This window comes from Affinundibacterium seohonense, from assembly GCF_014284305.1.
Lineage (GTDB): Bacteria > Pseudomonadota > Gammaproteobacteria > Burkholderiales > Burkholderiaceae_D > Undibacterium > Undibacterium seohonense.
In genome coordinates, this window is record NZ_JACOFW010000017.1 from 47249 (window position 1) to 72089 (window position 24841).

Genomic DNA, 24841 nt, shown 5'->3' on the forward strand with positions numbered 1-24841 from the left:
TTTTATCCTGGTTTAATCTGAAAACCCAAAAAAGACATCTTCCAGTGACGCTTCTTGTATGTTGAGGTCGATCAATTTGCTGCCAAGACGACTGACTACGGAAATCACTTCCATCTTGCTGCTACGTGGACAATTCACTGTTAAGCCATCACCGTTCACTGCGCAGTTCACATACGAAAGCTGACTTAGTGCATCTTGAGCTAGCGGAATATCATTTGCTGCAAGACGGAGAGTAATGACGAGTGGCATCTGCATTTGCTCGCGTAATTGCGCCACGCTGCCTAGGGCTTGTATTTTTCCCGCCGACATAATGGCTAGGCGATCCACCCGTTCTTGCAACTCTGCCAGAATGTGTGAGGTAATAATGACGGTAACGCCGGTATCGCGTAACTTATGCAGCGTAATATAAAAGTCTCTTATCGCTTGAGGATCAAGGCCATTGGTTGGTTCGTCGAGAAATAGCACGCGTGGCTTGCCGAGCAAAGCTTGCGCAAATCCCAGACGTTGGCGCATTCCCTTGGAATATTCGCGCAAGGGGCGATTGAGTGCATGAGCCAAGCCAACTTGTTCTAACATAGGCGCACATTGTTCTATCGGTGCACCTTTGAGTTTGGCAAAGAATTTTAAAGTTTCGATGCCGCTGAGATTGTCGTATAGCACCACATTTTCCGGGAGATAACCGAGCTGACGACGGGTATGACGAAAATCGCTACCTGTCACCGCTGTGCCATTAATTAAAATCTCGCCAGCGCTCGGTTCCGTCAGGCCCAGCATCATTTTGAACAAGGTACTTTTACCAGCACCGTTGTGACCGATGAGGCCGAAAATCTCGCCATGTTTTACCGTCAAATCAACGCCATCAACCGCGTGTAAGGCGCCATAATGTTTGCTGACACCACGTACCTCGATGGCACTGTCTTCAGAGTGAGACCTGTTATTGGCCGGGATAGTGCTTGCCATGCCATTGCCTCCATTGCTTATTGGTTGGTTGCATACGCGGCTTGGGATCGACCACGCTCGGTACACGTAATACAGGAAATTGTTGCGATACCAAGCGCAGTGCTTGCACCGCTGGACTGGCAAGTAATAACTGGGTGCTGGGGTAGCGCCAGTTTAAGCGGTCTACCATGTCATTGGCTTCGTAGGAAACATCACCGAACCCATCGGCATTTCTATCCCAGCCTAAATAATTGCTCCAGTGATTGCCACTTTGAACACCCCATTTTTCGTCTTTCGCACCCACATATCGAATCTGCTCACGATTGCCTATGAAATCATTGCCTTCGACTTGATTGCGGGTAGAGCCCGCTGATAGATGCACACCGACGCGATTATCTACCACCAGATTATTTTTAATGTTGACGTACTCAACATCGTAAATAAATAAGCCTCGGCTATTGCCCGCAATGACGTTGTTTTCGACTAAGGAATCCTGCATGGTACGCAACATGATGCCGTGATCAGAGTTCCCCCAAGTACGGTTATTGCGTACCACTTGGTCACGTACTTCCATCAATGCCAGACCACCCCGATTGAAATAACTATCGTTGTCTTCCCATAAGTTGTAATAAGAATTCATGTAGTGGCTGCCGTAACGGCTGTGATGCAATTTGTTGCCGCGAAAAATGGCATGATGTGAGACGTCGACATACAAGGCATCGCGTACAAAACTGATGTTGTTGCCGATGATGCGCGCACCTTTGGTGTTGTAAAGTTGTACGCCATTTCCACGTTGAGATGAATTGTATTCGCGCTTGCCCGTGATCAAATTGTTTTCTATCAACACATCGTTGGATTTTTCTATCCACAGACCAAACAGGTTGTAAGTGATGTCGCAATTTTTGACGATGGTGCGGTGCGCGCCGGGAAAAATATAGATACCTGCATTTTGATCTTTCAGGCTGTCGCCGGAGTCTCGTACTATCAATCCTTCAATAACCACGTCGGGTGAGACGATACGGATAGTATCGCCACGATTTTCGCCGCTAATCGTGGGACGATTGATTCCTCTTAAGGTCAGTTTTTTATCGATTAAAAAATTACCTTGATACCGGCCACGCGTGATTTCTATCGTGTCACCAGCTTGCGCTTTCGCAATCGCCTGTTGTAGTGACTCACCTGGTTTTACTAAGATGGTCGCTGCGTCGCCAAAGGTGGGAACAGCCATCATGCAACCTAGTAGCAATCCCTTTATCGCTGTCATCATACGATTAATAAGCCCAGCGTTTTTAGTGATAAAAATAATGCGGCACCAATGAGTAAATTTTTAAAACTCACATAACTGATCATGTCCATCACACTGGCGTAACGATAATTGTCCTGCCACCATGGACCATCCTTGACATAACGTTTTCCTGATAGACGGATCAATACTTCATACACACTCCAGCCGAACCACCAGGCGATAATAGCGGCGGATGAGAGTTGGCCAATCGCCGTTAATATCCAAGCTAGGCTGGCTGCAATCGCTAGCGCGACGCCAGCGATTTGCAAGCCGCGTTGCGATGACCAGGATTTCGCACTCCAAGGCCAGACATGATCGACAATCTCTAAGATTATCCAGCGCAATCCAGTGGCGTTCGTCTTATATGCGGGCTTCACGGGGTCAGTTGGCATACGCGGATCGAGGCCAGCTTTGATCGCCTCGGATGCCGGAGTTGCTGGTATCGGATAAATGGGGATGAAGTAGCCATCTTTGCCTATGGCTTTAATTTCTAAACCTTCTCTGTCGCGTCGTTTGCGTTCTTTAGATAGCGGCGGGCAGCCTTTGACGTCGGTGTAAAGCACCATACAGTCTAAGCAGTGCAAACATTCACGGTGATCAATTCGTCCAGCTTTATCAATCGCCAGCGAACCGCAACCGACTGCGCATGCCTTACAGCTATTGCAGTCTTGTTTGCGTTTCAGACCAAACCAGCGGAAAGTGCTAGGCATAGCTAAGGCGGCTCCCAGCGGGCAAATGTATTTGCAATAAGGCCGTTCGATGAATAAAGAGATGCCGAGTATGAGTGCGACAAACAATCCATAAGGCCAGGCACGATGCGTTATGCCGACTAAGAAAGTTGTTTTGAAAGGTTCAATCTCTGCTAATTTTTCTGCCAAACCCATGGAAAACATCGACACCGCTAATAGTCCAAAAAAGATCCCATATTTGAGCCACTTTAGCTTGTCATGTACGGCTTGGGGTAAATGAGTTTGAAAACGTTTAAGTCCAATTTTTTCGCCGACTTTGTAGATCGCTTCCGACATCGATCCAAATGGACACATCCAGCCGCAGAACAAGCCGCGTCCGAATAAGAACACCGTGATAATGATGAAAATCCAAAAGACAAAAATAAAGGGGTCGGTTAAAAACAGTGACCAAGTCCATTGAAATAATAGCGAGTGAAACCAGGTCAGCACTTGCGTAATCGAGGGTTGTGCCATCACGCCAAAACCCACAAAAGTGATACTCAAGATCCAGGCGCTGTATTTGAAAATATTTACCGGCCATTTGTTTTTGTGATTCGACATACGTGTCAGTTTTTCTCGACAGGCATAGGCGATGGTGACGACGATCAATAAGAGACAAAACAAGCCTATTTCTATAGCACGTGATTTCCAGATGCGAACATAGGGTGCTGCTGCTTCTTCGACCACTGGTCTACCGCCCTGTAATAGCTCGTCAGCTAACCAATATTTAGCATCAAAACTGGCGAAACTGCGTGTGCCCGTGGCACGGTCAACCCGATTGCCGAGGAAAGATAATTTCCATGGATAGGCAGTTGAAAACGCTTTGGAGCGAATGATGAAAATGGCGGATTCGTTGTAAGTCGGCGCGCCATCGGCGACGATGCCATAGAGATTGAGATAATCGAGATCGCGGAAGGTATACGAGTCTGCATCTTGTTTTACTTGTATTCGGTCGTACATGCCACCACGCACAAATCCTGAGCCTTTGAAGGATTCTATGCCATCGGTGCGGATGATGAACAACGCGTGTTCGTCGGGCTTTAGCTGAGAACGTAAATTATTGAAACTGTTTTCCCCCAACAGGCTGATGCCAACATCTGGGTGATTCAGATCACCAAACCACAGTTCGATAAAAGGTACGACATTTTTTTCTAAGCCCACTTGTTCTGGTTTAACTAGCAGGCGTTGTACACTGCCTTGTTTGACCAACTCGGCCCATGTTAGACGGCGGCCGCTAAGCACATATTTTGCAGGTTCACGTACCGTCGGTGCGACGATACCAGTCTGTCTGGCGATCGCCATGCCAGAAGTCATCATGACCTGGTTTTGCACGATAACGGTGACGGTCGCGCCAGAGATGGCGTCCACACCCAACACGCCTTCGTCAGGGCGGGATTGACCCACCTCAATTTTATCGGTGACCGATTTACCAAGATATTGTTTATTGAAATTAAGCAGAGCTGATTCGGGGATGCCCAACAAAAGAATCGGTTCAGAGTGTTTGAGCACTTTGATCCCAACGAAGCGGCCTTTGAGATCCATGCCCATCAGTGTCACGACAGGTTTGCCAGAATAGGCTGGGGTGTCGGTAATGTCGGTTGAGAGCATGACATAACCAAGCAAGTTTTTTTTGCCAGCGATGGGGTCGCCATAGGCTTCTACGTAAGGCGGCTGTCCCATGCGTTCTGAAAAGCTTTTCGCGCCAGGAAATACATCGGTGCAAGCAACTAATGCACACATGTTTTTGGCAGTTTTGAGTTCTGCTGGCAAAGCCGCTTCATACGCGCTCGATCGCGCAATCGCCGGATTGATGATGCAGCTTAGCAGTAACAGAAAAAATGCGACCAGGTAGAAATCTACACTAGTCGCCAAGTTTTTACGCATTAAAGACATTTTTATTCCTACTTATTACTACTTGCTTATTACTACTTGGCGAGACATTTTAAAATGCCTCACTGGGATGGTGGCGCCCAGAAAAATCCAGACGCCACCGGAGCTGCAACTACCGGGTTAGGCTTCCACGATCATGCGAGTGCGCATTTCCAAATGCAAGGCGTGGCAGAAATGTGTGCAATAACACCAGTACACGCCTGGATTGCCAGCGATGAACGTGACAGAGGCAGTTTCTTGTGGATTGACAATGAAATTGACGTTGTGGTTGGGAATAGCGAAGCCGTGTGTCAAATCTTCGATTTTGTCCAAGTTGGTCAAAATCAAAGTAACTTCATCACCTTTCTTAACGGTGAATTCACGCAGGCTAAATGCTGGTGCCTGCGATGTCATTTTGACGGTCACTTTTTTGCCGTTACGTACAACGCCAGACTCTTTTGGATCTTTAATAGCATTTGGGAAGTCGTTCAAATCATAGACTTGCTTTGGACGAACCAAGTCACGTTTGAAGATGATGAAATCATGTGGCTCGCCGCGTACTGGGTGATCTGCCATCAAAACCATTTTTTCACCAGAGATGTCGATCATTTGCTCATTTTCTGGATGCAAAGGGCCTACTGGCAAGAAGCGATCTTTGGAGAATTTACAACCAACGGCAAGGTATTTACCGTCAGCCGCTTTGGTTTCGGATTGTGATGCGTTCAAGTGACCTGGTTGATACTGTACATCGAGGCGATCCACGACATATTTTGCAGTCTTGTCGCCAGCGTGGAACTTGATCGCAGCTTCGACATTCCATTTCACTACTTGGCTGTCAAGGAACAAAGTGGTGAACGCATTGCCGCGACCATCAAAGGCTGTGTGCAAAGGACCCAGACCGAGTTCAACTTCCGCCACAATTGCTGCATCTAATTTTTCCAGCTTACCGTCAAACCAGTCCAACACTTTGGATAGATCAATGACAGTGCCAGTAGGGGAGAGTTTGCCTGCACAAATGAAATATTTTCCATCTGGACTCGCGTTAACACCATGCGGATTTTTTGGCACAGATACATAAGCGGTGAGGGCGGTTTTTGGATCTTTGTTGGCTTCGTGCGTGCCATCCACTACAGGTACTTTGGAGTCGCCAATGGTTTTGAATTTTCCTGCTTTGACCGCTGCTTCAATACGTGCCACGTTATAGAACAGACAGGCATCACGTTCGGACGACATCATGTCTTCATAGTGTGCACCCATTTCAGTGTTGTACTGATTAGTCGCGGCTAATTTTCCGTCGTAGGAAGTTGCTACCAAATCGCAATTGCCGTCGATCAGCACTTGCCAACGCACTTCCATCGTTTCGGCATCGACGCAGCTAAACATAGAGCGATATTTGCTGCTGTCTGCACTACCTGCATTTGGCAAAGGAGTCGCAAATTCACCGCCGCAGAAAACACGGGTGGTGTAGTTGATTTTCTCATCAACCGGATCACGTTTGTCTGGGAAAATACCGTGGAAACCCTGAACATTCGGCAATTGTGTGATTTTGTCGCAGACGAAGTAATCAAGACGAACACGCGCGATACGGCTATTGATTTTGTCATTGATCCAAGCGTAACGACCATCGTAGTTACCGTCTTTGTAGGAAGCGTGAGTATGATGCGTATCTGCTACGGTGTACTTTAGGCTACCGTCAGCTTTAGTGCCCATGACCTTTTTAGATTCGTTGGTAACACCCCAACCAACCAATGCATCCGGTACGAAGCAGGGAATGCGATGGATCTCGCGACCAGAAGGAAGGCCCAGTACACGCATGTCGCCAGTATGACCGCCACTCCACAGACCGTAATAGGTGTCTAGTTCGCCAGGTTTTAAATGTGGTGCATTGCTACTTGCATGACTGCCACCAGCTGAGGCGGAAGCAGAGGGGATCGCCCCGGCTGTACCAGGTTTTTCGTTACATGCGACCAATGTTCCTATGCTTGCAATCGCGGCGGTATTGAGAAATCTGCGGCGACCTAAAGCAGGTGCTTCGGTTTCTTTGATTTTGTCTTGACTCATGATGTGATCCTTATTGGCTGGCCGTGGTTAATAGATACTAGATAGATGCTAGATATGACAACGGTTGCCATGATGCAAGGTTTTCTTGAAAATTAAATTGATGCTGGTCAAGAAAAAAAGGCAGAATAATTGTTTGTGACGCATGTTTGTTTTAGCGCAACTTACAATAGGTGGGGCGATTTTTGTCGAATGTTATTGAATATAATCATGCTCATGCGTGTCGCCAATCTTCCGTCTTTCGTCTCTGGTTTTTTTATACCTTACTCATTCAAGGAAAAACATGAAATTATCTACTCAATTGTTGAGTGCGCTCACTCTGGCAAGTCTGGCTTTAATCAGCGGCTGCAATAAAAAAGAAGCAGAGGCGCCAATTGCTTCCGCTAGCGCTGTAGTGGCTGCCGCTGCGCCCGCTGCTGCAGAAAATGTGATTGGTAAAACGACTTATGGAAAAACTTGCTCTATGTGTCATGCGGCCAATGTGGCTGGTGCGCCAAAACCAGGTGATAAGGCGGACTGGTCACCACGCATTGCCCAGGGAATGGATGTCTTGTATAAGCATGCTTTAGAAGGATATACCGGTGCGAAAGGGCAGATGCCTGCGCGCGGAGGTGCGGCAAATTTGAGCGATGACGATGTGAAAGCAACGGTCGACTATATGGTTGCTCAGTCTCGCTGATCTCTGTTGAATTAAATGACGTAATTTTGGGTTTATGCATGTTGTGTGTGGTGAAAATTTGCTGCACACCTAGTGCTTGAGTCAGCGCACATAACTGAAATAGTTTTGTGAGAAGTTTGCCCTCTCTTTGTGAAGAAGATTTCAATTCATGACTACTTTATCTGCCAAACTAGCATCGCCTAAACGCCGCCAACTGGCGATCGGTCTTCCTTTGTTTGCTTGTGGTTTGTTGATTGCTCCGGTGCAGGCAAAATCTGATATACACCAATTTTCCAAAACAATGATGGGCACCCGCCTTGATCTGACTTTGCAAGGTGCAGATGCAAGTTTGATGAAAACTGCTGCGGTTGCAGCTTTGAGCGAAATGGCACGGCTCGCTGATATGATGAGCCGCTACCGCAGTGATAGCGAGCTTAACGCCATTAATTTGGCTGCAGGCTTGCAAGCGGTGCAGGTATCGGCTGAATTATTGGAAGTACTTGAGATGGCACAGCGTGTCACGAAAATGAGTAAGGGAGCCTTTGACGTTACCGTTGGTGCGTTACGTGATTGGAACTTTGATGCGGCGTCTCCTTCCATCGCTAGTGCCCAGCAAATTGCGTCACAATTGCCGCTAATTGGCGCCAAGGGCTTAATTCTTAACGCTCGTAAAAGAACTGCTTTCCTTAGTCAACGAGGTATGCGGCTCGATTTGGGAGGTATCGCCAAATTACCGATTATGAAGGCGGGCATGCGTCAACTTCTCGCACATGGTGTGGTCAATGCCATGATCAATGGTGGTGGAGATGTGCTGGTGAACGGCCAACTGAATGGACGAGATTGGCGAGTTGGTTTGCGTGATCCGCGTCAACCTGATCAGTTACTCGGCGTGGTGGCATTGAACAAAGGTTTTGTTGCTTCGTCAGGCGACTACGAACGATATGTCATGCACGAGGGACAACGCTTGCATCACATACTTGATCCCAAAACAGGTTACCCGACCAAAGGGCCGCATGGCGTAACATTAATTAGCGATAATCTCGAAGCGATTAATGGTCTGGGGGCGGCCATTATGGTGGCCGGCGCACAATCTGGTCGCACCAGACTTCAGCAGATGAGCGATGTGGATGCATTGATCGTCGATGCCAACAATCAACTCTGGACATCATCTGGAATGGCGCGTCGCTTGGTACGTAGCTAAGCTGACGATTGACCTTTGTTTGACCTTCCTCAGCTACACTTTGAGGCGACTAACGCGATAGCAAAATACTGACCGCATTCCCGCCAAAACCAACCGCATTCACCAGAACTTTTCGAATGTGTTTGCGAGGTGTTGGTATCGGAATATATGGCACAGGTATAAAATGTTGATGCTGGAGCATGAGTACAGCCATATGCAAACTTAGTATGCCCGAGGCACCAAGGGTATGCCCAATTTTCCACTTATTTGTCGTGCACATTGGTTTCTCGTGTGAGAAAACTTGTTGAATCGCTTGCCACTCGTAGAGATCGCCTTTGATTGTTCCTGGCGCATGCATCACGATGACATCTATCTCGCTAGGATCTGTATCTCCGATTGCCATTCGCATCGATTTTTGAAAGCAAATTGCGGCCTCAGACATGCCAGTGCTAGTGAACGCATCATCGGTTGCGTAACCGACTTCATCAATGTACGCTATCGCAATCGCTTCTGGGTTAATGTCTAAGCAGGCGACACCCGCAGCTTCACCTAACACCATGCTGTTATACGTTTTTGTCAGATCCAAGGCGCGGCACGGATATTCCGCATCATCCTTCGCATAAATCTTCAAAGCTTGCATCTGATGCAAAGTAAACGACGTGAGTGCAGCTTCGCTACCGCCCGCAAGAAATCGGGTCTCCATGCCAGAACGCAGCCACGCGACCGCATTCAATATGGCATGCAGAGAGGTGGAGCAGGTGACCGATAACGAAGTGCTAGGTCCCGTTGCTTTAAGATCTCTGGCAACTGAACTAGCTAGATTGCCTAGCGTGGTCGTTGGTGAGGTATGAGGAGAAACAGTCCCTCCGTCTAAAAATGTCCTGTGATATGTCTCCAATTGTTGTGTCGCTCCTCTTGATGAGCCGAGAAAGACGCCGAATTGGCGATCATTTCCCCACTTCGCTTGCTCTATTGCCTGACGTGCGACCCACATGGCATTGATAACACTCGCATCAAGATGTTGGTACTGTGTATTTTCTGTACGAATTGATTGTAGTTGCGTTTGTAAATCATCAGGAATACTAGCCACGAATTGTGTTTCACCGTTGATTAACTTCTTTTGAATATGAGTTTGTGAATTTTGATAATGACGCCAAATTTCCTCTGGATTTGATCCAAGCGCAGAAATGGTATTGAGTGCGGTGATGGCAATTCTTGATTTCATATATAAGTTTGGGAAAGATAAAAGCAAATGCAATCAAGTCGCTCATTGCACAAACTTGAATGTAAAAAAAACGAACTCTAGTGGCTTGCACGTATGACTGCAAGATAAGAGAGGTAAAAGCTTTACTCTCATCAAGAAAGCTTGTCATAAGAACGGAGAGAGAATGATTTACTAGCCGTTGCGATCCCAATTGCGATCGCCACGCGAGCATAAAAAAACGAAATAAGACTTATTCGACGTTTGATTTTATTGATCTAAGGCAAGGAAGCGACTTGGAGATAAGGCGAAACCAGTGGAATATTAAGTTTCTTTCCAGTTGACGTACTGATGCCAAAATCTTGTGATTCTCTAGTGAATAAAAGCTTCTATCTCTCTGATGTTAAAGCAACATTTGGACGATTCTTGCCCCTAGCAAACAAGCTGGGATACAAGGATCGTTTTCTCATTGCAGCAGGTGCTTTGTCGAGCTTGTTATTCGCGAGTGTATCGAGCTTTCTCATTTGGGGCAGTTATGGATCGATTCCTCTATTGGTAGCGCCAATGGGAGCCACTTCTATACTAATATTTGCTCTACCATCTAGCCCTCTAGCGCAACCATGGTCGGTATGCTTTGGCAATTTTATATCCGCAAGTATCGGTGTTGGGTGTGCGACCTTGCTCGGTCATCATCCGTTTGTCGCTTCGCTGGCTGTTGGGCTTTCGATCTTGGTAATGTTTGCTACTAGTAGCCTACATCCACCAGGCGGAGCGGTTTCACTTTTGGCAGTGCTTGGTGGGACACAAATAGAGCACCTTGAATGGTATTTTGTGTTGGGAGTCGTTGTGCTGCAGTCGACATGTTTGGTCATCATTGCGGCAGGATTTCACCATTTGCGAAAGGTGAATTACCCGCAATCTGCAAGGTTAAGCGAGAATTTGCATCGAACAGGCGATCCGCAAATAAGCGCTAGATTAGGTGTTACCAGCGCTGATCTCGATGTTATCTTGGCTAAGCACGGAAAATTACTCGATATTAGTCGAACTGATTTACAAACATTGATTACGAATACCGAGATACAAGTGCAACGTCGGCGACACGGAGTGATTCGGTGTAGTGAAATCATGTCACGCCATGTCGTCACAGTTAAGTTTGAAACGAGGCTCGAAGAGTGTTGGCAATTATTACGAACCCATAAAGTCAAAACACTGCCAGTCATTGACGATCAAAGAAAAGTGATTGGAACAATAAGCCTCATTGATTTCTTAAAAAATGCGGGTCTTGATGTTTACCATGATTTTGACCTGCGTTTGCGGCAATTGCTGGAGAATGCACATCGTTTGACTGGTAGTAGATATGAAGTTGCAGGTCATATCATGAACACTTCAGTCCAGGCTAAAGTAGACGATTCCGATATCCTTGAACTGGTGGCGCTTTTTACCGATCTTGGTCTGCATTCTGTTCCGATTTTGAATTCGAGTGGCGAGTTGCAAGGTGTGATTACACAAACGGATTTGATCGCTACTTTGTATCGTATGCAGATTGATAAACCGCTCGATACTTAGACCATTGTTTATGATTGCGATGGTTTTCAATGCTTGGTGTTGACGATCTTCAGATCGGTGGGAGTAATGAATTTCATCTAGGTAGTCGTTGACGACACACTTGTGGTTGGCTAAGTTTGATGTTCAAGATTTTTGAATTATGTTTTTGCGGCATTACTAGATATCTAGTAACAGAACTTCATAGTGCATGAAGTAGGTTGCACCTGCCAACCTTTGTTACTGTTTGGTGCATCCATGATTTCATTGACCTAAGACAAAGACACGCCTACAGCGTATCGCTACCATCTTGCGCATGAAAACAATCGATCTCGTAGCGCCTGCCGGCAGCTTAGTTGCACTCAAAGCAGCCATCGACAAAGGCGCTGATGCCGTTTATCTAGGCTTACGCAATGCCACCAATGCACGTAATTTTGGTGGTCTCAATTTTACCGATGCCGACATTCGGCTTGGCGTGGAATATGCCCACCACCGCGGCAAACAAGTTCTGTTCGCGATCAATACTTACCCGCAAGCGCAAATGGCGCACGAATGGCGCGCTGCCATCGATACCGCAGTACTGCTAGGTGCTGACGCGATTATTTTGGCGGATCCTGGTTTAATGGCTTACGCACGTCATCGTTATCCTGATGTGCGTTTGCATTTGTCTGTGCAAAGTTCATCCACCACGGTCGATGCAATCGAATTGATGCGCGAACAATTTGGCATACGTCGCGCTGTTTTGCCACGCGTATTAACACTGACTGAAATTGAAAAAATCATTCGTCAGACCGAAGTTGAAATTGAAGTGTTTGGTTTCGGTAGCTTATGTGTGATGGCTGAAGGACGTTGCTTGTTATCGAGTTATGTCACGGGTGATTCACCGAATAACAAAGGCGTATGCTCGCCTGGTCATGCTGTTAGCTGGGAAGAAAAAGACAAGGTCTTATCCGCGCGTTTGAGCGGCACCTTAATCGACCGCTATGCACCGAATGAAGCGGCTGGTTATCCGACGCTGTGCAAAGGTCGTTTTGAAGTCGAAGGGCAAGTCGATTACGCCTTAGAAGAACCGACCAGTTTGAATGCCATCGGCTTGCTGCCGCAGTTACTCAAAATGGGCGTGAAAGCGATCAAGATTGAAGGTCGTCAACGTAGTCCAAATTATGTGTCACAAGTGGTTGGGACTTTGCGCGCAGCGCTGGATTCAGCTGAACGTGATCCTGAGCGATATACAGCGAGGCCGGATTGGAATGCGACCTTGGCGAAACATGCTGAGGGAGCGCAGGTGACGCAAGGAGCATTCGAACGTCCCTGGAAATGAGCGTAGTTTGCAAATTCAATCACAGGGCGGATTACGGCGTTGACTATGCTCGCAATACTGACGCATCGCAGTGCTTGGCGCCTAGCCCTGCATCCATAGAGTCGAATTCCTGAGCACGATTATGGCGTATTGGATTCACTAGTCGTCGTTCTACTGTTTGTTTGAAAATATAAACTTAAAGACCTTATGAAACTATCCCTCGCACCACTGTCTTATTACTGGTCTAAAGAAAGCACGATGCAATTTTATGTAGAGGCGATGAACTGGCCTGTAGATATTATTTATCTGGGCGAAGTTGTTTGTTCGCGTCGGCATGTGATGCGTTTGCCGGATTGGATTGGTTTGGCGAAAGCTTGTCGCGATACGGGTAAACAAGTGGTGCTTTCAAGCTTAACTTTGATTGATAACGAAGCTGATCGACGAGCCATGCATAAATTGATTGATGCGGCGGTTGCGGAAGATTTTCTGATCGAAGCGAATGATTTTAGCGCCGTACGTGCAATGCAAGGACGGCCCTTTGTCGCGGGACCACATTTAAATGTATATCACACTGGCACCTTGAATTGGTTGCGTGAATTGGGCGCGATGCGCTTTACCCCGCCAATAGAATTAAGTGGTGCGGATTTGGCGGTATTGCAGGCGCAACGGCCAGTTGGTTTAGAAACCGAAGTGCAAGTATGGGGACGCATGGCGCTCGCCTTCTCTTCTCGATGCTTCACTGCACGCCATCATCGCCTGCGCAAAGACAATTGCGAGTTTCGCTGTGAACATTATCCCGATGGATTGGCATTACAAACCCGCGAGCACAGCGATTTTCTGACCATTAACGGCATACAAACCCAAAGCGCGAATTGCTTGGATTTGAGTGCACAAATTCCTGCCCTCAAAAACTTGCAAGTCGATATCTTGCGTCTGCAAGTGCAGTCCAACTATATGGAACAAATCGTCCACGCCTTTGATACCGCACGCCGCCGCGAACAAGCAGCGGTGATTGAACCTGCATTTTTGCCGCCGCAATCTGAGCGCTGCAATGGTTATTGGAACGGTAGTTCAGGCATGCAATGGCAAACGATTCCAATTCATGCAAACTAAATTTATTCTATGATGAACCTCACTGATTTTCGTTTTCCCCGTGTCTTTGGCCAAATCGGCCGACACTTGCCTTCACCTGTTGCCAGCGCACCTTTAATGTTGATTTTGGCGCTGGCGCGACAACGCAGCTGGCTCGTCGCACCAGAAAATTTATACGACAAAACTTTTCGAATCTACGTCGAAGATCTCGGCCTATGCCTTTGCTTTCGTTGTGATCATGGTCGTTTTAAAGCCATCCAACATCAAACTACCGACGTCAGTCTGAGCGCCTGTGCTATGGATTTTTTGAGGCTGGCAACTGCCTTGGAAGACGCCGACACTTTATTCTTTCGCCGTCGCTTAAAAATCGAAGGCGATACAGAGCTCGGCATTGCGGTGAAATATTGGATCGATGCGAGTGAACGTCCAGCTTGGTTGAATCTGCTCGCAGAAAAACTGAATTCGGGTTTGAATACGGGATCAGTATAGTTGTTTGCAGCTTTGTATAGCATTTGTCGGTGAGGATCATCATATGTTAGAACAACTACCACTGGTATATTCATGCTCAGGATGCTCCAGTGTCGCCCAACTGGCTAACGACTGTGCATTGGAATTGGACAGAGCCGGGCGGGCGCAAATGTCTTGTATTAGCGGGGTGGGCGGTGGTGTGCCATCGTTGCAAAAACTTGCACAATCTGGCCGTCCCATTTTAGCTTTAGATGGCTGCGCACTAGCCTGCGTGAAAGCTTGCCTGGCGCAGGCTGGCATAACGGCCACGGTACATTTGATTTTAAATCAAGAGGGCGCACGTAAACGATTTCATGTCGATGCGCAGCCTGAGGAGCGAGCGCTCATAGCACGAGTGGTCAATCAAGGCCTGCTTGAAGTGTATCGTTTAAGTGAACTAGAAAATGAACAAACTTGACAACGTGAATGGTCTGTATAGAGGAAGGGGTAGGGCTTCATTGCTTGCACTTCCAATACTATTTTTTGCGATTAAATAGTGATTTTTGTTAACTGGAGGCTCATGAAAATGAGTCTTTTTTATTATCGAGGCGGGAATGAAGAACTCAACATCTTGTCGATATTTCTTCACCTACTTTCTACAAGCTTGAGTCAATTCAATCTTCAAACGATCGAGAAAATCGACCTAGTTCTAAAGAACTATCTCAGTCTAGTGCCAACGCCTGCTTTTAGGCACCGCTCCGAAGAATGGGCGTAATACATATATATAACTAAAATTTGATCATGTCAAAGTGGCGTGAACATCAGGTTCACCGCTCGCATATTAAGGAGCTTGAGATGAGTCATTTTCTGGATAGATTGAAGTTCATGTCTAAGGTGAAGTCCACCTATTCTGATGGGCATGGTGCGGTGGTGGATGAGGATAGACAGTGGGAGAATGCGTATCGCAGCCGCTGGCAGCATGACAAGATCGTGCGTTCTACCCATGGTGTGAACTGTACCGGTTCTTGTTCTTGGAAGGTGTATGTCAAGAATGGATTGATTACTTGGGAAACCCAGCAAACTGATTACCCACGTACCCGTCCTGATTTGCCGAATCATGAGCCACGCGGTTGTCCACGTGGTGCTTCGTATAGCTGGTATGTGTACTCTGCCCAGCGCGTCAAATATCCTATGATACGTGGTCGCTTGATGGAAATGTGGCAAGAGGCACGTAAGACTATGGACCCGATCCAAGCATGGGAAGCCATTAGTCAAAATCCAGAAAAAGCGACACGCTATAAATCTGTGCGTGGTTTGGGTGGTTTTGTGCGTGCCGATTGGGATACGGCGCAAGAAATTATTGCGGCATCGAACGCCTTCACCATCAAGAAATTTGGCCCTGACCGCGTGGTGGGTTTTTCGCCGATTCCTGCGATGTCGATGGTGTCCTACGCGGCAGGTTCGCGTTACTTGTCTTTGATTGGTGGCGTGCCACTTTCTTTCTACGATTGGTATTGTGATTTGCCGCCGTCTAGCCCGCAGGTCTGGGGAGAACAAACAGACGTACCTGAATCAGCGGACTGGTATAACTCTACCTATTTAATGGTCTGGGGTTCCAACGTGCCGCAAACACGGACACCAGATGCCCATTTCTACACGGAAGTGCGTTATAAGGGAACCAAAACGGTGGCTGTCTCTAGCGATTTCGGCGAGATGGTCAAATTTGGTGATATCTGGATGGCGCCTAAGCAGGGTACGGATGCCGCACTCGCGATGGCGATGGGTCACGTGATCCTGAAGGAATTCCATTTAGAGAATAAATCAGCTTATTTCCGTCGCTATGTTAAGCAATATACCGATATGCCAATGTTGGTGCGCTTGGTTGAGCGTAATGGTTGTTATGTGCCGGATCAAATGCTGCGCGCGTCACAGATGCCAGGCGGCTTGGATGAAGCGAATAATGGCGACTGGAAGACGTTGGCGATTGATGAGACAACAGGCACTATCGTTTCACCCAATGGTTCTATTGGTTACCGTTGGGGTGAAGGCAAGTTTGATGACGGTGCGAAAGTTGGTCGTTGGAATCTGGAAGCCAAGGATGGCGGTTCCGGTCGCGAAATTGACCCGCAATTAAGCTTGATCGGCAAACACGATGAGATCGTCAGTGTCGGTTTTAGCTACTTTGGTGGTGCTGATGCCAATGATATGTTGCAGCGTAATTTGCCCGCAAAACGTGTCACGCTGGCTGACGGTAGCGTCGCCTTAGTCGCCACGGTCTACGACTTGTCAATGGCGAACTACGGTGTTGATCAAGGATTAGGTGGCGCCGTTGCTACGTCTTATGATGATGACGTGCCATACACACCAGCATGGCAAGAGAAGCATACGGCGGTCAAACGTGATCTGGTGATCCAGGTGGCGCGTGAGTTCGCACAGAATGCGCATGACACCGAAGGTAAGAGCATGGTGATCGTTGGTGCTGCTCTAAATCACTGGTACCACAACGATATGATTTATCGCGGCATTATCAACATGCTGATGATGTGCGGTTGCATCGGCAAATCTGGCGGTGGTTGGGCACATTATGTGGGTCAAGAAAAACTGCGTCCACAATTTGGCTGGGCACCATTGGCATTTGCTAGTGATTGGGTACGTCCTGCACGCCAGATGAACGGTACCAGCTTCTTCTATGCACACACTAGCCAATGGCGTCATGAGAAATTGGCGATGGATGAAATTCTGGCACCGACCGCAGATAAGTCCAAGATTAGCCACATGAGCATGATCGATATGAACGCCAAGTCTGAACGTCTGGGCTGGTTGCCATCAGCACCGCAGCTGGAGACTAATCCTCTGGATATTTGCGATGCGGCGGCCAAGGCTGGTGTCGAGCCAGTTGAGTATCTGACCAAAGGTCTCAAAGCAGGTACGCTGAACATGAGTTGCGATGATCCCGATAATCCAAAAAATTTCCCGCGCAATATGTTTGTGTGGCGTTCGAATATCTTAGGTAGTTCAGGCAAAGGTCACGAGTACTTCTTGAAGTATTTATTGGGTACGCAAAATGCCTTGTTTGATGATCCTTATGATGCGGTCAAACCATCGGAAGTGAAGTTCCGTCCGGTGGCAGCTGAAGGCAAACTCGATTTGCTGGTGGTATTGGATTTCCGTATGAGCACGACTTGCTTGTACGGCGATATTGTTCTGCCGACCGCGACTTGGTACGAGAAAGATGATTTGAATACCTCCGACATGCATCCTTTCATTCACCCATTGAGTGAAGCGGTGCAGCCATTGTGGGAAAGCAAAACTGACTGGGAAATCTACAAAGGTATCGCTAAGAAATTTACTGAAATCGGTGGTGAGTATCTGGGCACACGCAAAGACATCGTCTTGCAACCATTGATGCACGATACGCCGGGCGAACTAGGCCAAGCATTTGAGCCTAAAGATTGGAAAAAAGGCGAATGCGATTTGATTCCTGGTAAGACAGCGCCAAATATGATCGTGGTGGAACGTAACTACAAAGACATCTTTAAGAAGTTCACGTCGATCGGACCTTTGCTCGACAAATTGGGCAACGGTGGTAAAGGAATTAACTGGAATACCGAGCACGAAGTCAAGGAAATTGGTGGCATCACCAAGTTAGTAACGGAAGAGGGTGTCAGCAAAGGACGCCCACGTCTGGAAAGCGCGATTGATGGCTGTGAGATGATATTGACGTTTGCACCTGAAACAAATGGTCATGTGTCGGTCAAAGCGTGGGAAGCGTTAGGTAAAATCACGGGTCGCGATCACACGCACCTAGCTGTTGGTCGTGAGCATGACAAAATCCGTTTCCGTGATGTGCAGGCACAACCGCGTAAGATTATTTCTGCACCAACCTGGTCTGGTTTGGAATCGGAAGAAGTCAGCTACAACGCCGGTTATACCAACGTGCATGAATATATTCCTTGGCGCACATTGACCGGTCGCCAACAGTTTTACCAAGATCACCGCTGGATGCTTGATTTTGGCGAAGGTTTGTGTGTGTACAAGCCAGCGATTGATACCAAGACCGTTGCGCCGATGTTGAACAAATCATCTAACGGTGAAAAAGAGATCGTGTTGAATTGGATTACACCGCATCAAAAGTGGGGTATTCATTCGACTTACTCTGATAACTTGCGTATGTTGACCTTGTCACGTGGTGGCCCTCACGTATGGGTCTCTGAGATTGAAGCCAAAGAAGCAGGATTAGTCGATAACGATTGGGTAGAAGTGTTTAACAGTAACGGTACTTTGACAGCGCGGGTCGTGGTCAGTCAGCGCGTACCAAAAGGCATGTGTTTGATGTATCACGCTCAAGAAAAAATCGTGAACACGCCAGGCGCAGAACTCTCTGGTATGCGCGGCGGTATCCATAACTCGGTCACACGTGCGGTATTGAAACCTACGCACATGATTGGTGGTTACGCTCAACTCGCATACGGCTTTAACTACTATGGCACGGTCGGTAGTAACCGCGATGAGTTTGTGGTCTTGCGTAAGATGAAAAAAGTAGACTGGTTAGAAGGCAAGTTAGAAGAAGGAGCAGCGTCATGAAAATTCGCGCACAAGTAGGCATGGTGTTGAACCTAGATAAATGTATCGGTTGCCACACCTGTTCCGTGACCTGTAAGAACGTCTGGACTAGTCGTGATGGCGTTGAATACGCTTGGTTTAATAACGTCGAAACTAAGCCTGGTATTGGCTACCCTAAAGAATGGGAAAATCAAGCCAAGTGGAAGGGCGGTTGGCATCGTAATGACGCAGGTAAATTAGAGCCAAAACAAGGTGGTAAGCTGCGCATCTTGGCGAATATTTTTGCCAATCCTAATTTGCCATCGATCGACGATTACTACGAGCCATTCACCTTTGACTATGAGCGCCTTCAAAACGCCCCATTGTCACAGACGCCACCGACGGCACGTCCTATCTCTGTCATCACTGGCAAAAAAATGGACAAGATTGTTTGGGGCCCGAACTGGGAAGATGACTTAGGCGGCGAATTTAGCTCACGTAGTCGTGACGCATTATTCGAAGGCATACAAAAAGAAATGTATAGCACTTTCGAATCGACTTTCATGATGTACTTGCCACGTCTGTGCGAACACTGTTTGAATCCAGCCTGCGTAGCATCTTGCCCATCCGGCTCGATCTACAAACGGGAAGATGACGGCATCGTTTTGGTCGATCAAGATAAGTGCCGTGGCTGGCGCATGTGTATCTCTGGTTGCCCTTACAAAAAGATTTACTACAACTGGAGTTCAGGCAAAGCAGAGAAATGCACATTCTGCTATCCACGTATTGAAGCAGGTCAGCCAACTGTCTGTTCCGAAACTTGCGTAGGTCGTATTCGTTACCTCGGTGTTCTACTGTATGACGCAGATAAAATCGAAGCCGCGGCATCGACGCCGAACGAGCAAGATTTGTATCAGGCGCAATTAGATTGCTTCTTGGATCCGCACGATCCAGCAGTGATTGCTGAAGCGCGCAAGCATGGCATTCCTGAGAGCTGGATAGACTCTGCTCAAAAATCGCCAGTCTACAAAATGGCGATGGAGTGGAAGATTGCTTTCCCATTGCATCCAGAATATCGCACCTTGCCTATGGTTTGGTATGTACCACCTCTGTCTCCAATTCAAAAGGCAGCAGAAGCTGGTCACATGGGCATGAACGGCATTATTCCTGATGTGAAGTCTTTGCGTATTCCTGTGCGTTACTTAGCGAATCTTTTGACTGCTGGTAAAGAAGAGCCAGTTTTGAAAGCACTTGAAAGAATGCTAGCAATGCGTGCTTACAAGCGTTCTGAAGTAGTGCATGGCGAACTTGATCATGAAGTGTTGAAACAAGTCGGTTTGACAGCAGCACAAGTCGAAGACATGTATCAAACCATGGCGATAGCAAACTACGAAGATCGTTTCGTGATTCCTTCTTCGCATAAAGAGATGGTGGAAGACAGCTTCAACGAAAAAGGTAGTTGCGGATTTACGTTTGGTAATGGTTGCTCTGGCGGTACTTCTGACGGTGCGCTGTTTGGCAAGAAGCCGCAGGGTAGTGTGATTTTTGTGGATATGCCGAAGTCGCGGAAGAAAATGTCGACGACGGAATAAGTTTAGGGGGCTCGCTCCTTCCCCTTCAAGGGGAAGGCTGGGATGGGGATGGGTTTTTAGTCGGGAAATTTGTACGTTAATTATTCCACCAAAACCCATCCCCACCCCAACCCTCCCCCCATGTAATTGATAGGGGGAGGAGACTTCAAACCACAAAACCAGCCACAAAGAATAAAGGAAATCGTATGCAAATTTATCGCATTTTATCCGCACTACTCAGTTACCCGCAGGCAGATTTGATCGCGGCTTTGCCTGAGATTCGTGCTGAGCTTGCTGGCGATCAAGACACTTCGGATGCCTTGCAGCCTTTGCTCAATTATCTGCAAGAGAGTGATCTAATCAGCGTGCAAGAAAACTATGTAGGCACTTTCGATCGTACGCCTTCGGTAGCCTTGCACTTGTTCGAACATATCCATGGTGAAAGCCGTGATCGTGGTCAGGCGATGGTGGATTTGATTTCGGAATATCGTCGTTATGGTTTTGAGCCAGAAGCGAGCGAATTGCCGGATTATGTACCGCTATTCTTAGAATTTTTAAGCTTGGTCGATGCAGAAACCGCAGAGAAATTATTGGGTGAAGCAATCCACGTGTTAGCCGCGATTGGCATTCGTTTGCAACGCAAAGACAGTCCGTATGCGAATGCGTTTTTATTGCTGACTTCATTTACCGATGTGGTTCCGCAAGAGCAGGGCGAGCCGCCAGTACAGGATATGGATGATGCGATGGAAACCTTTGGCCCGGGTGCGGATGGTGTTGAGCCTTTGTTGAAGCCAGGTTTATCTTGCTCATCGAGTGGGGCATCTGGTGGTGCGCAGGCGATTAATTTTTATCCACGTCAGGCTAAGGCGACGGAAACAGAGCTACGAATCTGACATGGTCGTCATTCCCGCGAAGGCGGGAATCCAGTGACTTTAGACACGATCGGTTGATGGACGAAAGACACTGGGTTCCTGTCTACGCAGGAACGACAACATCAGACAAAGGAATCTTCGTCGCATGCAAGATGGTATTCAAGGCTACATTATTTTAGGAGTTTATGATGGACTACTTACATCAATTTATTTATGGGATCTATCCCTACATCGCCTTAGCGATTTTCTTATTCGGTAGCTTGGCACGCTTCGAGCGCGAACAATATACGTGGAAGAGTGATTCTTCCCAGATGCTGCATGCCGGTAATTTGCGTGTGGGTAATATCTTGTTCCACATCGGGGTACTTGGCCTATTCTTCGGTCACATGGTCGGTTTGCTGACGCCGGTGATTGTATGGGATACCTTGGGAATTTCACACGGCTTTAAGCAAATGATCGCGATCGTCATGGGTGGCGTGTTTGGCACTTTGTGCATGGTCGGTTTGCTGATTTTAATGCATCGTCGTTTTACCGACGCACGTATCTCAGCCGTGACGAAAACTGGCGATAAGGTCTTGTTGTTGTGGATCTTCATTACCTTAGGCTTAGGTTTGTCTACGATCTTTGAATCTTTGCATCATCGAGATGGACACATGATGGTGTTGTTGATGACCTGGGCACAGCACATCGTGACTTTCAAAGGTGATGCTGCCAGTTACATCGTGACTGCACCATTCATGTTCAAGGCGCACTTATTTATGGGCTTAAGCTTGTTCGTGATCTTCCCGTTCACCCGCTTGGTGCATGTGTGGAGTGGCTTCGCATCAGTCGGCTACTTGAGTCGTGCATGGCAATTAGTACGTCCTAGATAAAACTTTGAAGTACAGAGGTATAGAAATTCACTCAATTTCTATACCTCTGCGGCGAATGAATCTCAACAGGAGGCAATCATGCCCGTCATAGTTAATGGTTACGAACTCAGCGATGCTGAGATGGAAAAAGAACTGCCAGAGCATCAAGGTGCTGCTGATCCGATGAAGAGCGCAATGACCGCTTTGGTCTTGCGCCGGGTCTTGCTCGATAAGGCGAATGAATTAGGCTTAACTGGCAATGATGAGGATAAAATCGAAGCCTTGTTGGTACGTGAAGTTGTCGTTCCGCAGCCGAGTTCCGAAGAATGTTTGCGTCATTATCAGACCCATCCGCAGCGCTTTACGGTCGGTGAATTGGTCGAAGTAAATCACATTTTATTTCAAGTCACCGCCGCCTTAGATTTAGATAATCTGCGCAAACACGCAGAAATCGTGTTGCAAGACTTGCTCGATAGTCCAGCCAATTTCACCGCAATGGCAAAAGCGAATTCAAATTGCCCATCGAGTGAAGTAGGTGGCAATCTAGGTCAACTGACACGCGGCGACACAGTTCCCGAATTTGAAAAAGTGATTTTCAATGCGGAAGAACACAAGATCGTGCCACGCTTAGTTGAAACACGTTTTGGCCTGCATATCGTGCAGTTAGGCCGCAAACTGGCGGGACAGTTACTGCCGTTCGAACAGGTAGAAAGCAAGATCGCTGATGCCATGCAAAGAGCTAGTCACGATCACGCCATGCGTCAGTATTTGCAACTGATGGTGGGGCAAGCCAAGATTAGCGGCATTGAACTTGAAGGGGCGGATACGCCTTTGGTGCAATAAATTAGAAAGTGTGATGGAAATGTCTCAAGCAATGATGAATTTGGTAAAGCAGCATGTGGAATGCGACGATCAATTGAACCGCGTAGAAGCAGCTTTGCATAAAGCTGATATGGCGTCTGCAGGTAGGAATTTTCGCCTGTTTGATGAGCAGTTAGAACATCACTTCCATCTTGAAGAGGAGCGCCTATTTCCGGCCTTCGAAAAAGCCACAGGCATGACAAATGGACCGACGATGGTGATGCGCGGTGAACACGCAGAGATACGCCAACTGCGCGATCAGGCCATGGCGCAAATTGATAGCAAAGAGATCGCTGCGGCCTTAGCGACAATCGATACTCTCAATGTATTGATACAACAGCACAATGTGAAAGAGGAAAATATTCTCTACCCTATGTGCGGTGGAAGCATTCCAAATTTAGCGTCTCTGTTGGGGATGGGCGGCTGCGGTGGTGCATGCTCATGTGCAGGAACAGGTGAGAGTACAAACGCAAAAGCAGTGACATAGCCTCTATGTATTGTTGTGGCTAATAAAATTCTCAGCTACGAGCTGGCGCCGTCGCCAGCGACTATTTTTGGTTGCCTACTTCCCGCGCCATGGATAGGAGCCGTCGCAGGGCTTCTTCTTGCATTTGGCCCTGCTGAAGGTGTGCCGAACCGCTTCGCTCCCTTGCTGTTAGCGGTGACCCACGTGCTGGCATTGGGGATGTTGGCGCCGATCATGATCGGCGCGTTGTTTCAACTATTCCCCGTGGTCGCTGGGCAAGCTGTGCCTGGCGCAAAAAAAATCAGCCCGTTTGTGGCGCTTGCCTCTTTTGGTGTATCGCTATCACTTACATTTGGTTTTTTATATGGGAATCGCATAGCGTTTATCCTCGCGATGTTGATGGCGATTCTCATATACGGTGCTGTCGTTTGCGCGCTCGCCTTAGCAGCATGGCGCATGGTTCTCCCGACTCATCACGATGCAAGTTTGTTGACCTTGCGTTGGATTGCCTTGCCTCTTCTTATGGTGCTCGGATTGGGTGTGGCATTGGCCGGTGGATTTGCTGGCGCTTGGGAAATCAATCTGACTGCTGTACTAACACGACATGTGGCATGGGCAGGTCTAGGCTGGGTGGCTGCGTTGGTTTCTGGTATTGCCTCGACCGTCGTTCCTATGTTTTGGCAGAGTCCCAAACCATCTGCCAGATGGCATCAATCAGTTCCTGTCGTGTTGTGGCTACTGTTGATGTTAATGACGCTTTTTGATTCGCAAGATGGGATACCGTATTGGACAATCTTGCTCGCTTTGGTGGTGATGTGTTTAGCAGCCTTTGCCTTTAAAAATGTGATGAAAGCAAAGCGGCGTTTCGATCCTGCGTGGACGCTCTGGGTCGCTTGCGTGTTAAGTTGGTTTTCAAGTGCCATGTTGTATTTGATGTTAGCGGTTCCTCACGACTACTTGCCAGCGTTCTTTATCGATGCTTCACCTTGGTGGATAGGTGTACTCGGGCTAGTGGGCGGGGCGGTTTTTCCGGTCAATGCGATGTTGGGAAAAATTATTCCCTTTCTTGTTTTTTTACATTTACGGCGCCAGATTCCTACGCCGCAACGTATTCCAACGATGCAAGAAGTGATTTTGCCACAGCATTTACGCCTACAAGCACGGCTAGTGGTCGTCGCTTTCCTTAGTTTGCTCTTGGTTCCTGTGACCCCCTCAATTATTCTTCCGCTAGCTGGATGCATTTTTGCAGCGTCCCAAATGCTAATTGGCGCACTGATTCTACGCGCCTTGTTTCGTTATCGTCACGAATTGAAGCGTGTGATTTTTGCAAAAAATTAAATGATCGCCACTGACACTTTTGTTTCCTTCCCCCAAGAGAA

General features: G+C 47.6%; 19 protein-coding genes. 14 read left to right on the forward strand and 5 right to left on the reverse strand.

What is annotated here, in order from left to right; translation table 11 throughout:
- Positions 1 to 12: 12 nt before the first annotated feature.
- The 4 genes from H8K52_RS14280 to nosZ all read right to left on the reverse strand — a co-directional run bounded on the left by H8K52_RS14280 (position 13) and on the right by nosZ (position 6882).
- Positions 13 to 960, reverse strand: coding sequence for an ABC transporter ATP-binding protein (locus H8K52_RS14280; protein ID WP_186923588.1), 948 nt, complete (start codon positions 958 to 960; stop codon positions 13 to 15).
- Positions 935 to 2203 carry a nitrous oxide reductase family maturation protein NosD gene (locus H8K52_RS14285; RefSeq protein WP_186923640.1) on the reverse strand — a complete coding sequence of 423 codons (1269 nt, stop codon included), beginning with the start codon at positions 2201 to 2203 and terminating at the stop codon, positions 935 to 937. Before H8K52_RS14285 ends, H8K52_RS14280 begins: the two co-directional genes overlap by 26 nt.
- Positions 2203 to 4845, reverse strand: a complete 2643-nt coding sequence (locus H8K52_RS14290) for a NosR/NirI family protein (protein WP_186923589.1) — start codon at positions 4843 to 4845, stop codon at positions 2203 to 2205. The genes H8K52_RS14285 and H8K52_RS14290 overlap by 1 nt, the downstream gene beginning before the upstream one ends.
- Positions 4846 to 4962: 117 nt before the next feature.
- A complete protein-coding gene (nosZ, locus tag H8K52_RS14295) occupies positions 4963 to 6882 on the reverse strand; it encodes a TAT-dependent nitrous-oxide reductase (protein ID WP_186923590.1) in 1920 nt (639 codons plus the stop codon).
- A gap of 280 nt (positions 6883 to 7162) precedes the next feature.
- Here nosZ and H8K52_RS14300 point away from each other — a divergent pair, with 280 nt between their 5' ends.
- Both H8K52_RS14300 and H8K52_RS14305 read left to right on the forward strand, forming a co-directional pair.
- Entirely contained in the window at positions 7163 to 7558 is a 396-nt protein-coding gene (locus H8K52_RS14300; protein WP_186923591.1) for a c-type cytochrome, read from the forward strand.
- Between the two features lie 148 nt (positions 7559 to 7706).
- Positions 7707 to 8738 carry an FAD:protein FMN transferase gene (locus H8K52_RS14305; RefSeq protein WP_186923592.1) on the forward strand — a complete coding sequence of 344 codons (1032 nt, stop codon included), beginning with the start codon at positions 7707 to 7709 and terminating at the stop codon, positions 8736 to 8738.
- A gap of 49 nt (positions 8739 to 8787) precedes the next feature.
- On the opposite strand, the gene H8K52_RS14310 is transcribed toward H8K52_RS14305, so the two are convergent.
- The gene (locus tag H8K52_RS14310) at positions 8788 to 9942 is read right to left on the reverse strand and encodes a beta-ketoacyl synthase N-terminal-like domain-containing protein (RefSeq protein ID WP_186923593.1); all 1155 of its coding nucleotides are present in this window, start codon (positions 9940 to 9942) and stop codon (positions 8788 to 8790) included.
- A gap of 402 nt (positions 9943 to 10344) precedes the next feature.
- Here H8K52_RS14310 and H8K52_RS14315 point away from each other — a divergent pair, with 402 nt between their 5' ends.
- From H8K52_RS14315 to H8K52_RS14370, 12 genes are all read left to right on the forward strand, one after another.
- Positions 10345 to 11484 (forward strand): HPP family protein, encoded by a 1140-nt coding sequence (locus H8K52_RS14315; RefSeq protein ID WP_186923594.1) that lies wholly within the window; start codon positions 10345 to 10347, stop codon positions 11482 to 11484.
- Between the two features lie 292 nt (positions 11485 to 11776).
- Positions 11777 to 12781 carry a ubiquinone anaerobic biosynthesis protein UbiU gene (ubiU, locus tag H8K52_RS14320; RefSeq protein ID WP_186923641.1) on the forward strand — a complete coding sequence of 335 codons (1005 nt, stop codon included), beginning with the start codon at positions 11777 to 11779 and terminating at the stop codon, positions 12779 to 12781.
- 186 nt (positions 12782 to 12967) lie between these two features.
- Positions 12968 to 13873, forward strand: a complete 906-nt coding sequence (gene ubiV, locus H8K52_RS14325; protein ID WP_186923595.1) for a ubiquinone anaerobic biosynthesis protein UbiV — start codon at positions 12968 to 12970, stop codon at positions 13871 to 13873.
- Between the two features lie 12 nt (positions 13874 to 13885).
- Positions 13886 to 14341: a ubiquinone anaerobic biosynthesis accessory factor UbiT gene (gene ubiT / locus H8K52_RS14330; protein ID WP_186923596.1), complete on the forward strand. Its 456-nt coding sequence runs from the start codon at positions 13886 to 13888 to the stop codon at positions 14339 to 14341.
- 43 nt (positions 14342 to 14384) lie between these two features.
- On the forward strand, positions 14385 to 14777 hold the full coding sequence (locus H8K52_RS14335) for a putative zinc-binding protein (protein WP_186923597.1): 393 nt from the start codon (positions 14385 to 14387) through the stop codon (positions 14775 to 14777).
- 377 nt (positions 14778 to 15154) lie between these two features.
- Positions 15155 to 18883 carry a nitrate reductase subunit alpha gene (locus H8K52_RS14340; RefSeq protein ID WP_186923598.1) on the forward strand — a complete coding sequence of 1243 codons (3729 nt, stop codon included), beginning with the start codon at positions 15155 to 15157 and terminating at the stop codon, positions 18881 to 18883.
- Positions 18880 to 20433, forward strand: a complete 1554-nt coding sequence (narH, locus tag H8K52_RS14345) for a nitrate reductase subunit beta (protein ID WP_186923599.1) — start codon at positions 18880 to 18882, stop codon at positions 20431 to 20433. Before H8K52_RS14340 ends, narH begins: the two co-directional genes overlap by 4 nt.
- A 185-nt stretch (positions 20434 to 20618) precedes the next feature.
- Positions 20619 to 21305 (forward strand): nitrate reductase molybdenum cofactor assembly chaperone, encoded by a 687-nt coding sequence (gene narJ / locus H8K52_RS14350; protein WP_186923600.1) that lies wholly within the window; start codon positions 20619 to 20621, stop codon positions 21303 to 21305.
- 167 nt (positions 21306 to 21472) lie between these two features.
- Entirely contained in the window at positions 21473 to 22156 is a 684-nt protein-coding gene (gene narI, locus H8K52_RS14355; protein WP_186923601.1) for a respiratory nitrate reductase subunit gamma, read from the forward strand.
- Between the two features lie 78 nt (positions 22157 to 22234).
- Entirely contained in the window at positions 22235 to 22978 is a 744-nt protein-coding gene (locus H8K52_RS14360) for a peptidylprolyl isomerase (protein WP_186923602.1), read from the forward strand.
- A gap of 13 nt (positions 22979 to 22991) precedes the next feature.
- A complete protein-coding gene (locus H8K52_RS14365; protein WP_222613791.1) occupies positions 22992 to 23483 on the forward strand; it encodes a hemerythrin domain-containing protein in 492 nt (163 codons plus the stop codon).
- Between the two features lie 15 nt (positions 23484 to 23498).
- The gene (locus tag H8K52_RS14370) at positions 23499 to 24800 is read left to right on the forward strand and encodes a hypothetical protein (RefSeq protein WP_186923603.1); all 1302 of its coding nucleotides are present in this window, start codon (positions 23499 to 23501) and stop codon (positions 24798 to 24800) included.
- The last annotated feature ends 41 nt before the right edge of the window (positions 24801 to 24841 follow it).

Coding starts and splice junctions, on each gene's coding strand:
- H8K52_RS14280 (WP_186923588.1), bottom strand. CDS start 960: ATGGCAAGCACTATCCCGGCCAATAACAGGTCTCACTCTGAAGACAGT.
- H8K52_RS14285 (WP_186923640.1), bottom strand. CDS start 2,203: ATGACAGCGATAAAGGGATTGCTACTAGGTTGCATGATGGCTGTTCCC.
- H8K52_RS14290 (WP_186923589.1), bottom strand. CDS start 4,845: ATGTCTTTAATGCGTAAAAACTTGGCGACTAGTGTAGATTTCTACCTG.
- nosZ (WP_186923590.1), bottom strand. CDS start 6,882: ATGAGTCAAGACAAAATCAAAGAAACCGAAGCACCTGCTTTAGGTCGC.
- H8K52_RS14300 (WP_186923591.1), top strand. CDS start 7,163: ATGAAATTATCTACTCAATTGTTGAGTGCGCTCACTCTGGCAAGTCTG.
- H8K52_RS14305 (WP_186923592.1), top strand. CDS start 7,707: ATGACTACTTTATCTGCCAAACTAGCATCGCCTAAACGCCGCCAACTG.
- H8K52_RS14310 (WP_186923593.1), bottom strand. CDS start 9,942: ATGAAATCAAGAATTGCCATCACCGCACTCAATACCATTTCTGCGCTT.
- ubiU (WP_186923641.1), top strand. CDS start 11,777: ATGAAAACAATCGATCTCGTAGCGCCTGCCGGCAGCTTAGTTGCACTC.
- ubiV (WP_186923595.1), top strand. CDS start 12,968: ATGAAACTATCCCTCGCACCACTGTCTTATTACTGGTCTAAAGAAAGC.
- ubiT (WP_186923596.1), top strand. CDS start 13,886: ATGAACCTCACTGATTTTCGTTTTCCCCGTGTCTTTGGCCAAATCGGC.
- H8K52_RS14335 (WP_186923597.1), top strand. CDS start 14,385: ATGTTAGAACAACTACCACTGGTATATTCATGCTCAGGATGCTCCAGT.
- H8K52_RS14340 (WP_186923598.1), top strand. CDS start 15,155: ATGAGTCATTTTCTGGATAGATTGAAGTTCATGTCTAAGGTGAAGTCC.
- narH (WP_186923599.1), top strand. CDS start 18,880: ATGAAAATTCGCGCACAAGTAGGCATGGTGTTGAACCTAGATAAATGT.
- narJ (WP_186923600.1), top strand. CDS start 20,619: ATGCAAATTTATCGCATTTTATCCGCACTACTCAGTTACCCGCAGGCA.
- narI (WP_186923601.1), top strand. CDS start 21,473: ATGGACTACTTACATCAATTTATTTATGGGATCTATCCCTACATCGCC.
- H8K52_RS14360 (WP_186923602.1), top strand. CDS start 22,235: ATGCCCGTCATAGTTAATGGTTACGAACTCAGCGATGCTGAGATGGAA.
- H8K52_RS14365 (WP_222613791.1), top strand. CDS start 22,992: ATGGAAATGTCTCAAGCAATGATGAATTTGGTAAAGCAGCATGTGGAA.